General features: G+C 65.3%; 13 protein-coding genes. 5 read left to right on the top strand and 8 right to left on the bottom strand.

What is annotated here, in order from left to right; genetic code table 11:
- Positions 1-18 precede the first annotated feature (18 nt).
- Positions 19-981 (top strand): phosphoribosylglycinamide formyltransferase, encoded by a 963-nt coding sequence (gene purN / locus AB433_RS03090; protein ID WP_047823200.1) that lies wholly within the window; start codon positions 19-21, stop codon positions 979-981.
- A gap of 4 nt (positions 982-985) precedes the next feature.
- Here purN and AB433_RS03085 read toward each other — a convergent pair whose 3' ends face one another.
- The 7 genes from AB433_RS03085 to AB433_RS03055 all read right to left on the bottom strand — a co-directional run bounded on the left by AB433_RS03085 (position 986) and on the right by AB433_RS03055 (position 5,365).
- Positions 986-1,231, bottom strand: coding sequence for a hypothetical protein (locus tag AB433_RS03085; RefSeq protein WP_047819875.1), 246 nt, complete (start codon positions 1,229-1,231; stop codon positions 986-988).
- An 11-nt stretch (positions 1,232-1,242) separates the two neighbouring features.
- Entirely contained in the window at positions 1,243-1,944 is a 702-nt protein-coding gene (locus tag AB433_RS03080; protein WP_053058953.1) for an MliC family protein, read from the bottom strand.
- 5 nt (positions 1,945-1,949) lie between these two features.
- A complete protein-coding gene (locus tag AB433_RS03075; RefSeq protein ID WP_047819874.1) occupies positions 1,950-2,207 on the bottom strand; it encodes an SCO4225 family membrane protein in 258 nt (85 codons plus the stop codon).
- A 117-nt stretch (positions 2,208-2,324) separates the two neighbouring features.
- Positions 2,325-2,747: a nucleoside-diphosphate kinase gene (ndk, locus tag AB433_RS03070; protein WP_047819873.1), complete on the bottom strand. Its 423-nt coding sequence runs from the start codon at positions 2,745-2,747 to the stop codon at positions 2,325-2,327.
- A 143-nt stretch (positions 2,748-2,890) separates the two neighbouring features.
- A complete protein-coding gene (locus AB433_RS03065; RefSeq protein ID WP_053058952.1) occupies positions 2,891-3,388 on the bottom strand; it encodes a hypothetical protein in 498 nt (165 codons plus the stop codon).
- Between the two features lie 39 nt (positions 3,389-3,427).
- The gene (locus AB433_RS03060) at positions 3,428-3,862 is read right to left on the bottom strand and encodes a DNA polymerase III subunit chi (RefSeq protein ID WP_047819872.1); all 435 of its coding nucleotides are present in this window, start codon (positions 3,860-3,862) and stop codon (positions 3,428-3,430) included.
- Positions 3,863-3,904: 42 nt separating this feature from the next.
- Positions 3,905-5,365 (bottom strand): leucyl aminopeptidase, encoded by a 1,461-nt coding sequence (locus AB433_RS03055; RefSeq protein WP_047819871.1) that lies wholly within the window; start codon positions 5,363-5,365, stop codon positions 3,905-3,907.
- A 174-nt stretch (positions 5,366-5,539) separates the two neighbouring features.
- Here AB433_RS03055 and AB433_RS03050 point away from each other — a divergent pair, with 174 nt between their 5' ends.
- The 4 genes from AB433_RS03050 to rsmA all read left to right on the top strand — a co-directional run bounded on the left by AB433_RS03050 (position 5,540) and on the right by rsmA (position 11,358).
- Positions 5,540-7,894: an LPS-assembly protein LptD gene (locus AB433_RS03050; RefSeq protein WP_053058951.1), complete on the top strand. Its 2,355-nt coding sequence runs from the start codon at positions 5,540-5,542 to the stop codon at positions 7,892-7,894.
- A 233-nt stretch (positions 7,895-8,127) separates the two neighbouring features.
- Entirely contained in the window at positions 8,128-9,516 is a 1,389-nt protein-coding gene (locus tag AB433_RS03045; RefSeq protein WP_047823187.1) for a peptidylprolyl isomerase, read from the top strand.
- 4 nt (positions 9,517-9,520) lie between these two features.
- On the top strand, positions 9,521-10,522 hold the full coding sequence (gene pdxA, locus AB433_RS03040) for a 4-hydroxythreonine-4-phosphate dehydrogenase PdxA (RefSeq protein ID WP_047819870.1): 1,002 nt from the start codon (positions 9,521-9,523) through the stop codon (positions 10,520-10,522).
- A complete protein-coding gene (gene rsmA / locus AB433_RS03035) occupies positions 10,519-11,358 on the top strand; it encodes a 16S rRNA (adenine(1518)-N(6)/adenine(1519)-N(6))-dimethyltransferase RsmA (protein ID WP_375782398.1) in 840 nt (279 codons plus the stop codon). The genes pdxA and rsmA overlap by 4 nt, the downstream gene beginning before the upstream one ends.
- On the opposite strand, the gene AB433_RS03030 is transcribed toward rsmA, so the two are convergent.
- On the bottom strand, positions 11,359-12,369 hold the full coding sequence (locus AB433_RS03030; RefSeq protein ID WP_047819869.1) for a sensor histidine kinase: 1,011 nt from the start codon (positions 12,367-12,369) through the stop codon (positions 11,359-11,361).
- Positions 12,370-12,460 lie beyond the last annotated feature (91 nt).

Raw genomic sequence — 12,460 nt, 5'->3', positions numbered from 1 at the left:
GGTTTGCCAGTCCCGATGATGCCAGAACGCGCCAAGGTAGCCGTCCTGATCAGTGGTACCGGATCGAACATGGCCGCGCTGCTCTATGCCAGCCGCCGTGAGGATTGCCCGTACGAAATCGTGCTGGTGGGATCGAACGATCCGGCGGCGAAGGGGCTTAAGCTTGCCGAGGCGGAGGGCGTCGCGACCTTCGCCCTGCCGCACAAGGGCATGAAGCGCGCCGAACACGATGCGGCGATGGAAGCGGCGGTGCTGAAGGCCGGTGCAGACTATATCGCGCTAGCCGGATACATGCGCATCCTCAGCCCCGAATTCGTCTCGCGGTGGGAGGGGCATATGCTCAACATCCATCCCTCGCTGCTACCCAAGTACAAGGGGCTGGACACCCACGCCCGCGCGATGGAGGCGGGGGACAGCCACGCGGGCTGTTCGGTGCATCTCGTGACGGCTGAGTTGGACGACGGGCCGGTCCTGGGCCAAACGCCGGTGGCGATCCTGCCCGGCGATACGCCTGAAACCTTGGCGGGCCGGGTGCTCTATGCAGAGCATCAGCTCTATTCGCGGACGCTGGAGGACCTTGTCTCCCGCCCGTTCAGCGCCGACTGGCTGCTGGAAAAGGTCGGCGCGCTGGCGCTATCCTTGCCCGAGGCGGAAGCGCGCGAAAGCCACGGCAGCCCCGGCTGGCGCACCGGCGGCAAAAACGGGAAGTTCTTCGCCTATTTCTCCAACCGGCATCACGGCGAACCGCATATCGCGGTGCTGGTGAAGACAGACGGGCCGGACGAGCTGGCCGCGCTGATCGAACGCGATCCCGACATCTGGTTCCGCCCTGCCTATTATGGCGCAAGCGGCTGGGCCGGGCTGATCCTGAACCGTCCGGGTGTGGATTGGGACCATGTGCGCCAGTGGTTGGAACGCAGCTGGCGCACGGTCGCGCCGAAACGGCTGACCGCGCTGATGAATGCGGCGGACGAGTTTTAACGTTTCACGCGATCTGATCGGCGGTGACCAGCGGACGATCTTCGCGGCTGGCGCGATAGACTTCGCCGTCGTTCCTACCTTCCAGGTCCGTGGTCAGCACGACATGCCGATCATGCACTTCCAGCAAGCGTCCGGCAAAGGGGAATCCGTCCATGCCTTCCACGCGATAGCTGACCGTATCGCCAACCATGAAGGTCTGCGGGTCGGTGTTGAACGTGAACGGGCAATCGCCCGATCCCATGCCCTGCATGGACTCTCTCCCTATCCGATTTCCTCGACCCGGCAGGTCATTTCCGTGCCGCCGGGCGGGGTAAACATGGCGTCGTCGCCCTTGGCAAACAACTGGGCTGCCCCGGCATAATTGCTGCCTTCGTACTTCACGCCCGACCCACTGGGCACTTGGACCAGCGCGACCGACTGGTCCAGCCATTGCAGGAACGCCACGCCGGGGTCGGCCTGAATGAACGTGACCGACACGCCATAATCCGCGCCAACGCAGGCCAGCGCCAGCGGGCCGTTGGAAATGCCCTTCTCGTCCTGCTGGCGGCTGTCGAAGAACCCCTGGCGCAGTTCATGGATACGCATCGCATAGCTGGCCGTCACGCATTGCATCAGGTCGTCTGCCTTCCAGCAATCGTCGCGGCCCTTGATCCAGCCGCGCTGCATCGCGGTCAGTTCCTGCAAGCGATCCTCGGACGTGTAGGTGCCGCTCTCGGCCAGGGCATAGAGCCGCTGCAACTCGTTATCCATGCGCGCCAGCATCGGCGTATCGCAGACGAGGTCGGTCGCCTTGCTGTCGGATTGCGCGCAATCGAAGCTGGGTGCGACGGTAGCCTCATCGTCGGCGGGCGCCGCGCTTTCCGCCGCTTCGCTTTCCTGCATCGCCGGGTCATCGCCCGCGCCTGCCGAACATCCCGCCAGTGCACCGGCCAGAACCGCAATCGCCCAATACCGCATCGTCATCCCCTCTACTTCAAATGCGCCGCGATCCAGCGCAGCAGACCGAAATTGACCAGCACCGCCGCCACACAGAACCCCAGTGCCAGCTGACCGCTTTCATCGGTCCACGGCATGTAGTCGATCAGCAAGCTCCACGGCAGGGCGACGAGAAACGGGAAGATGCCGCTCAACGGATCGGGTTCGCCCATATAGCCATTGGCGTTCAGCCAGGGGACTGCGCAGGCGATCAGCCCCAACGCCAGATAGACCCACGATACGATCCGCATCGACACCCCCGTCTTGCCGCGACGGCCCGATGATGCCTTACTTCGCCATCGCCACAAAGCAAAAAGGCCGCCCCTTGCGGGACGACCTTTCGCAAAATCAGCAATGTGCCGTGGCGATCAGCCGACGATTTCTTCGGGCTTGAAGAAGAAGTCGATCTCGATCTTGGCGTTCTCTTCGCTGTCCGAACCGTGGACGGTGTTCTCACCGATCGAAAGCGCGTGTTCCTTGCGGATCGTGCCCGGTGCGGCATCGGCCGGGTTGGTCGCGCCCATGATGTCGCGGTTGCGGGTGACGGCGTCTTCGCCTTCCAGAACCTGCACGACGACCGGCTCGCTCATCATGAAATCGCACAGTTCGCCGAAGAACGGGCGTTCGGAGTGCACCGCGTAAAAGCCTTCGGCCTGTTCGCGGGTCATGTGGATGCGCTTGCTGGCGACGACGCGCAGGCCGGCTTCTTCCAGCATCTTGGTGACGGCGCCGGTCAGGTTGCGACGGGTGGCGTCGGGCTTGATGATCGAAAAGGTGCGGGTAACCGCCATGGGTATTTCCTTAAGACTGGATTGGCAAAATAACGGGCCCGATCGGGCGTTGCGCGCGCACCTAGCCGCGCAAGCGCGCGGGCACAAGCCTTGCCGCACAGGCCCAGCCCATTAGCTCAGCTACGATGGCTCAGCCCAAAGGCTCAATTGGGCAGGCCAACCCCCGCGATCAGTTGCACCGTCGTATTGCCGCCCTTGTCGGACGCGGTCAGGCTGAATTCGCGGCCATCGGCGGCCTTGCCGCCCAGCATGTGCAGGTCGCCCTGATGCACCTCGGCCTCTATCGCGAAGCTGCGTTTGCGCGCCTCGGCCTTGTACCAATCGACCACCTTTTGCGCGCTGTCCGGCGTTTCCATCGACACCATCGCCCCGTTGCCGCCACCAACCGCAACGTTGGTTACGTTCGAGATAGTCGCCCCCGGATAGGCGACCACGCCTTCGGGCAAATCGGGATCGACATTCGTGCCGCTATCGACCGTCATGTCGCCGTCAGGGCCGCTCAGCGTGACTTGTCCAGCCTCGCCATCGCCGGTGACGGTATAATCGATATCGCCGTCCTCGGTCGGGATCTTGCCCTCGTCGGGCGATCCGCAGGCGGTCAGCGCCAGCGTGGCGAGCGGTGCCAGAATCCATCGGTTCATTGCGGCAATCTCCTCCGTCTACGCCCCGCTTGCCCTGTCTTACGGCCCTTCGACCCAGCGGCCGCCGACCTGTTTCCAGTAATGCCGCGCCACCCCGTCGCGTTCCCCAAGCGCGCGCCACGCGGCCCGCGCGCCGTCGATCGTGGCCGCGTCGAAGAAGTAGAAGGTGCGGCTATACTCCAGCGCCTCGTCCCGCCAGCGCCCATCGGCCAGCGCGACGAAGGCCGCATCGTTGGCGGCAGGCGCGGCGCTTTCGCCGATCAGCACCGGCTGCGCCGCCGCGCCATGTTCGTCCACCGCGCCATTGGCGAGGAATCCGACCGCCGCCCAAAGGGCATCGGACAGCGCACCTCTCTGCTGCGCATCGTCGCTGACCACCATCATCCGGCCGCCGGTACCCAGCGCCTTTGCCGCGATGCGGGCCAGCGCCGCCGGCACCGGATCATCGGTCAGGTGATAGAAATCGACACGCATCTTTTGCTGCCTACCGCTTCGCTACTTGAGGCGGGAGCGACATCAGCTCTGGATCGTGGTCCGCACCAGATCGTCGAGAAGACGTACGCCGAAGCCCGATGCGCCCTTCTCCCACGTCGCACCCGGCTTGTCGGTCCAGACCGTGCCCGCGATGTCGAGGTGCGCCCAAGGCGTGTCGGTCTCGATAAACCGCTTCAGGAACTGCGCCGCGGTGATCGATCCGGCCAGACGTCCGCCGATGTTCTTCATGTCCGCGATCGGGCTGTCGAGCATCTTGTCATAGGCCGCGCCCAGCGGGAAACGCCAGACGGTGTCGCCGGTCCGCTTGCCCGCATCGTCGATGTCGCCTGCCAGCGTATCGTCGTTGGTGAACATGCCCGCGTGTTCGTGGCCCAGCGAGATCAGGATCGCGCCGGTCAGCGTGGCAAGATCGATGATCCGCGCGGGCTTGAAAGTCTGCTGCGTCCAGGTCAGCGCATCGCAGAGGACAAGGCGGCCCTCGGCGTCGGTGTTGATCACCTCGATCGTCTGGCCCGACATGCTGGTCACCACGTCACCGGGGCGCTGCGCATTGCCGTCCGGCATATTCTCGACCAACCCGACCACGCCGACGACGTTGGCCTTGGCCTTGCGCGTGGCGAGCGTCAGCATCGTGCCCGCGACCGCCGCGGCGCCGCCCATGTCGAACTTCATGTCCTCCATGCCCGCGCCCGGCTTGATGCTGATGCCGCCCGAATCGAAGGTCACGCCCTTACCCACCAGCGCCAGCGGCGCATCGTGATCGTTGCCGCCCTTCCAGTGCATGGCCAGCAAGCGCGACGGACGGGTCGAACCCTGTCCAACGCCCAGCAGCGCGCCCATGCCCAGCTTCTCCATCTCGGCCACGTCGAGTACGGTGATCTCCACGCCCAGCCCGTCAAGCCGCGCCTTGCAGCGTTCGACAAAGCTTTCGGGGAAGATCACGTTGCCCGGTTCCGACACCAGTTCGCGCGCATATTCGACGCCCAGCGCCACGGCCGCGGCATCGTCCCACGCGGCTTCGGTGCCATCGGGCGCACCCACTGCAACCACTTCCGTCAGGGTCGGCTTCTGCTCGTCCTTCAGGCGGGTGCGATAGGTATCGATGCGCCAGCTGCGCAGCCGCGCGCCCATCAGGACGGCGGCGGCTTCGCGGGTGGACAGGCCGGTATCGGTGAAATCGATGGTCAGGCTGCTTTCGCCAGATGTCAGGTACTTGGCGGTCAGCGTCGCGCCCGCTTTTTCAAGGTTGGCCAGACGCCCCTCGGCATCGGCCTTGCCCGCACCGGCCAGCGCCAGCCGGCGGACTTTGCCGTCGACTTCGCCGAACCCGTCGAAGACCTGACCCGGCTTTCCGGCGAAGCGCGATGCGGCCGCGCCCTCGGTCACGGTGGCGGGCAATCCGGCGGGCATGGCGTCGAGGTTGACGATGCGGGCAACGATCCCGGCATCTGCGGGGGCGGAGGGGGCGAAACGGATCTTCATTGGGCGCAATGCTCCTGGCAAATCATGGCGGTTGGGGAATGGCGTGCGGGCCGCCCTGAACGGAGGCAAATGACCGGCACGCCGAAAAGCCGCTGCATTGCCGTTGCAGTTAGGCAAGAGCGGTGCGATAGGCAAGCCATGCCGCCCGGATCGCAGAGCTCGGACCTTCGAAAAATGGTTTCCCGCGTAACCGCATTGCGGCATTCACGCGCGGTTTTCCTGTGTACGGCGGCCACGTTCGCCATCGCGCTGACTGCCCCCGCCCGGGCGCAGGACAGCGCGCTGGAGAATCGCGGCGGCGGCGATACTTTCGTCAACGGCAACACCGGCACCGTTCGCGGCGAGGATTACTTCTGGACCGGCGGCAAGAATCCGGAGCCTGAGCCGAAAACCGAATTCCGCATCCCCGCCGCCGAAGATCCCGATTCGATCGCGTTCGAGGCGGACGACATCGGCTTCGATACCGATACCGACATCGTGACAGCATCGGGCGACGTCGTGCTGCGCCGTGCCGACCAGCAATTGGTCGCCGACCAGATCCGCTGGGACCGCAACACCGGCGAAATCGTCGCCAGCGGAAACATCGCGTTGACCGATGTGGACGGCAACACGCTCTATACCGACCGGATCGAATTGACCGACGAATTGCGCGCGGGCGCGATGGAAAACATGCTGCTGGTCATGGGCGAAGGCGCGCGCATGGCCGCGCGTACGGGCACGCGGGCAGAGGATGGCACCATCGCGCTGACCGACGTGGCCTATAGCCCGTGCCCGGTCGAAACGCCCGACGGTTGCCCGCGCGATCCCACGTGGCGGATCACCGCGAACAGCGTGCGGTACAATCCCGATACGCAAAAGATCAATTTCAAGGGCGCGCGGCTGGAACTGTTCGGTCTGCCGCTGATCCCGCTGTTCGGGTTGAGCGTGCGGGCGGACGACAAGCCGCAGTCGGGGTTCACCACGCCGAACCTGCGCTTTTCAAACTCCAACGGCGTCGAATTGCTGGGCGAATATTACTGGCGTCTGGCGGAAAACCGCGAACTGACGCTGGGCGCCAATCTCTATTCCAAAGTCGCGCCGATGGTATCGGCCCGCTATGCCGCGCTGACGGAAGACGGGGCCTATCAGGTCACCGGCTATGCCACGAACAGCTCGCGCATTCCGACATCGGGAGAGACGGTCAGCGACGATTCGCAGCGCGACCTGCGCGGCTATCTCAATACCAACGGCCGGTTTCAGCTCGATCCTTACTGGTCGATCACCGGATCGATCCGCGTTACCACCGACCGCACGTTCCTGCGCCGCTACGACATCAGCCGCAGCGACCGTCTGCGTTCGCTAATCTCGGCGGAACGGATCGACGACAACAGTTATCTGGCCATCACGGGCTGGGCCACGCAGACGCTGGTCGCGGGTGAGGATCAAGGGCTGGTCCCCTATGCCCTGCCGCTGGTCGACTATCGCCGCCGGATCGGCGATCCGCTGCTGGGCGGCAAGATCACGCTTCAGGCGAACAGCCTGTTCCTCGAACGCAGCGACGGGCAGGACACCCGCCGCGCCTTTGCCGGCGCGACGTGGAGCCGCCGCGAACTGACCGGCATGGGGCAGGAAATCACCTTTACCGGGTTGGTGCGCGGCGACGTCTATCATTCTGACAACAACGAGCTGACGACCGTCGATTTCTATCGCGGCGAAAGCGGGTGGCAAACGCGCGGCGTGGCGACTGGTGCGATCGACGTGAAATGGCCGCTGGTCGGCGGCTTCCTCGGCGGCACGCAAGTGCTGACTCCGCGGGTGCAGATCGTGGCGACGCCGCAGATCGACAACCTGGCAATCCCCAATGAAGACGCCCGCGCAGTCGATCTGGAGGATTCGAACCTCTTCGCGCTGAACCGCTTTCCCGGGTACGACCGGGTAGAGGACGGCGCGCGCATCACCTACGGCTATGACTGGCGCTGGGATGCGCCGGGCTGGCGGCTGACATCGACACTGGGGCAAAGCTATCGCCTGTCTAGCCAGAGCGACATCCTGCCCGATGGCACCGGGCTTACCTCGCGCACGTCGGACATCGTCGGGCGCAACACGGTGCGCTTCCGCGATTTCCTGTCCTTCACGCACCGCTTCCGCATCGACAAGGACGAGCTGGTCTTCCGCCGCAACGAGTTTGACGTAGCCCTGGGTACGCGCAAGACTTATGTCGAGGCAGGCTACCTGAAGCTGGACCGCAACATCCCCGACAGGCTGGAGGATTTGCGCGACCGCGAGGAACTGCGCCTTGCGGGCCGGGTCGCCTTTGCCAACTACTGGTCCATCTTCGGATCGACGGTGATCAACCTGACGGATGAGAGCGAGGACCCGTCACTGACATCGGACGGGTTCGATACGCTGCGCACGCGGCTGGGCCTGTCGTACGACGACGATTGCCTCTCCGCCTCCATCGTATGGCGGCGCGACACCATCGGCACGGGCGATGCGAAAGAGGGCAATACCTTCTTGTTGAAGTTCCGCCTGCGCAATCTGGGCTTCTGAAATCGGAGCTTGTGATTGGGCGTGCGGTTGATCCGGTTTACGGTTGATCCTAAAGGCCGGTTTGCCGCCCATCGGGACGGTTATCGGGGGATAGGGGCCGTTTCGCATATCCCGCCCGGCTCAGCTATGGTTAAGCCGGGGGTCGCCAAGGGCGATCGGTGCGAAGCGTGAAGAATGCGCGGATTCGCGAACTATTTGTAGGGATGTCTGACTTGATCGGAACCGTGGGCAAGATGAAGAGCAACTGGTGGACCATCGCGGGCCGCGCTGCGCTGGCCGTTGGCGCGGGCGCTATGCTGACCGCGCCGCTGGCCGCCCAGACGGCTGCGCCGACCCCGGCTGCACAGGCCGCGAACGCGGAAGATCCGGGTAACACGGATGCGCTGAACCTGCCCGCCAACCCGGCGGTGTATGGCGCGCCTGCGCCAACCGCGTTTCGCGGGGCAACCGCCATCGTCAACGGCACGATCATCACCGGCACCGACATCGATCAACGCCTCGCGCTCGTCCTTGCGGCCAATCGGAACGAGATCGCGGGCGAAGACCTTGAACGCCTGCGCGCGCAGGTGCTGAACAACCTGATCGACGAGACACTGCAGATTCAGGAGGCGGTGGCATCCGAAGTCGCGGTGACCGATGCGGAGGTCGATGCGACCTACAACCGCGTGTCGCAGCAGAATTTCGGGATGACCCCGGCGAAGCTCAACGAGTATCTCTATTCGATCAAGTCCTCGCCCAATTCGATGAAGCAGCAGATTCGCGGCGAGCTTTCGTGGCAGCGCATCCTGCGCCGCAATATCGCGCCCTTCATCAACGTGTCGGAAGAAGAGGTTCAGGAAAGGCTGGACCGCCTGAAGGCCGATCGCGGGACCGAGGAATACCGGCTGGGCGAAATCTTCCTGTCGGCCACGGCGGAAACCAAGCCACAGGCGCGGCAGCAGGCCGAGCAGATCATGCAACAATTGCGGCAGGGCGGCAGCTTCGTCGCCTATGCGCGGCAGTTCAGTCAGGCCTCGACCGCGGCGGTCGGAGGCGATCTGGGCTGGGTACGCCTTGCCCAGCTTCCGCCCGAACTTGCCGAAGCGGCTACTTCGATGCAGGCCGGCCAGCTGGTCGGCCCGGTCGAACTACGCGGCGGTTATTCGCTGCTTTATCTGATCGACACGCGCAAGGTGCTGATGGCCGACCCGCGTGAAGCGGTGCTTAGCCTGAAGCAGATTTCGATCAGCTTCCCCGAAGGCACGACCCCGGAACAGGCATCGGCGCGCGCGCAGAAGTTCGCCGCCGACGTGCAGACCATCGCCGGATGCGGCGCGGCGGAAACCGGCGCGGCGGCCATCGGGGCCGAAGTGGTCAGCAACGACAACGTCCGCATCAAGGACCTGCCCGCGCAATTGCAGGATACGCTCCTCGCGCTGCCGCAAGGCGGGATCACGCAGCCGTTCGGATCGGCGGCAGAGGGCGTTCGCGTCCTGATGCTTTGCGGCCGAACAGACCCTGCGATGGCCGGCGGCCCGACGTTCGACGAACTGATGGCTCAGGTTGAGGACGAACGCGTCGGCAAGCGCGCCCAGATCTATCTGCGCGACCTGCGCCGCGACGCGGTGATCGAGTACAACTGAGCCGATGGGCACGCCGCCTCTCCCGCTGGTCGCCGCGATCGGCGACCCGGCGGGCGTTGGGCCGGAACTGTTCCTGAAGGCATGGGTCGCACGGCGTGAGAAAGGCCTTGCGCCATTTGCGCTGATCGGATCGCTGTCGCTGATGCAAGCGGTGACGGATCGCTGCGGCGGCGCGGTTCGCGCGGTCGATACGCCTGCCGCTGTGGCGGACGTTTTTGGCGAGGCGTTGCCGGTGATCGACCTTGGTCCGATGGCCGATACACCGGGCAAGCCATCGCAAGAGGGCGCACGGCTGGCGCTGCACGCGCTGGAGACCGCGGCGGGCCTGACTATCGACGGCAAGGCATCCGCACTGGTCACCGGCCCCATCGCCAAGGCTGCGTTGCAGGACATCGGATTCCCCCACCCCGGCCAGACCGAGTTCTGCGCGGCCGCCTGCGGCGTGGCGGCGGACGATGCGGTGATGATGCTGGCGGGGCCGTCATTGCGGGTCGTGCCGATAACGGTGCACGTGCCGCTGGCCGATGTGCCATCGCTGCTTTCCATCGACCTGATCGTGCGGCGCGTGCGGATCGCGGCGGCGGCCTTGCAGCGCGACTTCGGCCTTGCCGCACCGCGCATCGCCATCGCGGGTCTGAACCCCCACGCGGGCGAACAGGGACGGCTGGGCGACGAGGATATCGCGATCATCGCCCCGGCGGTCGAGGCTTTGCGGGCCAAGGGGCTGGACACCACTGGGCCTACGCCGGGCGACGCGATGTTCCATGCGGAGGCGCGCGCGACCTATGACCTTGCCGTCTGCATGTACCACGATCAGGCGCTGATCCCGTTGAAGGCGCTCGATTTCGACCGAGGGGTCAACGTCACGCTGGGCCTGCCGATCATCCGCACCTCGCCCGATCACGGCACCGCCTTCGCTCTTGCCGGAACCGGGCGGGCCAGCGCGGGGCCGACCATCGCCGCGCTGCGCATGGCCGCCGATTGCGCGGGCCGCCGCGCCACATGATCAAGCCGCTGACGCCCCTGCCCCCGATCCGCGAGGTTATCGCGCGCCATGGCCTGTCGGCCAGCAAGGCGCTGGGCCAGAACTTCCTGCTGGACGAACAGTTGCTGGACCGCATCGCCGCCGTGCCGGGCGACCTGAAGGGGCGCGATGTGCTGGAAGTCGGCCCGGGTCCCGGTGGCCTGACCCGCGCCCTGCTGCGCGCCGGTGCCAAGGTCACCGCCATAGAGATGGACCCGCGCTGCCTGCCCGCGCTGGCCGAACTGGATGCGGCGTTTCCCAATCAGTTGCGCGTTATTCAGGGCAACGCGATGGCCATCGATCCGGCGCGGCTGTTCTTCGGCCCCTATTCGGTCGTCGCCAACCTGCCCTATAATGTCGGCACCGCGCTGTTTACCGGCTGGCTGGGCGGAGAGGCATGGCCCCCGCAATGGCAATCGCTGACCCTGATGTTCCAGCAGGAAGTGGCCCAGCGCATCGTCGCCGAACCCGGCACCGGTGCCTATGGCCGCCTTGCCATTCTTGCCCAGTGGCGCGCGCGGGCAAAGCTGGCGATGAAAGTACATCGCAGCGCCTTTACCCCCCCGCCCAAGGTGATGAGCGCCATCGTCCATGTCACCCCCGTGCCCGCCCCGCCGGGCATATCGGCCCGAATGCTGGAACGCGTTACAGAGGCGGCTTTCGGCCAGCGCCGCAAGATGCTGCGCCAGAGCATGAAAGGGCTTCCCGGCGCGCTGGATGCGCTGGCCACGCTGGGCATCGACGAGACGCGACGGGCCGAAACCCTGTCGGTTTACGAATTTACCGCGATCGCCCGCTTGCTGACCCCGCAGGGCTGATCAGGCCCCGCTCGCCAGGCGGACGCAATGGCCGCCTTCCTGCGGTTCAACCGAATATTGTCCCATCGCCTGCCGCGCAAAGGCCTGCATCAGGCCCGCGCCCATGCCGCCCTTGCCGTCGGATGTGGGCGCGCCGCCCGCACCGATCCCGTTGTCGCGGATGGTCAGCGACCATGTATCGGCATCCGAACTAGTGAAACGGATTTCAACCCGCCCTTCGCGCCCATCCGGGAACGCGTATTTCGCGCAATTGGTCAGCGCCTCGTTCACGAACAGGCCGATGGCGACCGCGACCTGCCGCCGCAAGGTGCACGAATCGACTTCCCACGTGACATCCACGCGGTCGTGAAACGCACCTTCGGTCACCCGGGCGCAGACATCGCTGAGATAGCCATCCATCTCGACGCTGCTGCCCTCGCCCTGAGTGTCGACAAGGTTGGAATAGGCGCGCGCGAAAGTGTGAACCCGACCCGTCGCCTGATCCAGTGCCTGAACCACGGCCTCGTCCGCGCTGCGGCGTTTTTGCAGTTCCAGCAGGCTGGCGACCAGGGCGAAGTTGTTCTTGGTGCGATGCTCCAATTCAACCATCAGCATGCCGCGCCGCTCGATCTCCGCCTCTCGCGCAGCGGCCCCGGTTTGTACCGCGCGGCGGAAAGCCTCTGCCAGCACCGCGATGATGGCGACGGCCAAAGCATTGATCGCAACGCGCGCTGGGTCGGTCGGCACTTCGAACTGGAACGATCCGACCGTGGGCAGCACGAACCACCACGCCCAGAATAAGCTGAACAAATAGGCGACCATCCCGCCGCGCCAGTGCCCGAACAGGGTGGCGATCAGCACGGTCGGATAGACCAGCGCAAAGGGACCCGACGTCGGCGCAAACGTGTCGAGACCCGACCGCACCGCAATCATGATCCGCGCACAAAGCAGCCCGAACAGCGCCTGCGCGCCCAGCCGGGCGGCGGGCGATTCGAAACTGGAACTGACATCAAACGTAGCCAGACGATGCATGGCGCGACCCCTCGCATCAGGGGCGCTGCCTGTCGGCCCGCCCCTTCGCCATACCATCCCTGATTTGGCCAAGTCCGATAGTTATAGACTA

The organism is Croceicoccus naphthovorans (assembly GCF_001028705.1).
In the GTDB taxonomy this organism is placed as follows: Bacteria; Pseudomonadota; Alphaproteobacteria; order Sphingomonadales; family Sphingomonadaceae; genus Croceicoccus; species Croceicoccus naphthovorans.
The sequence above is the reverse complement of the archived record's forward strand: the minus strand, read 5'-3'. Positions and strand labels throughout refer to the sequence as shown.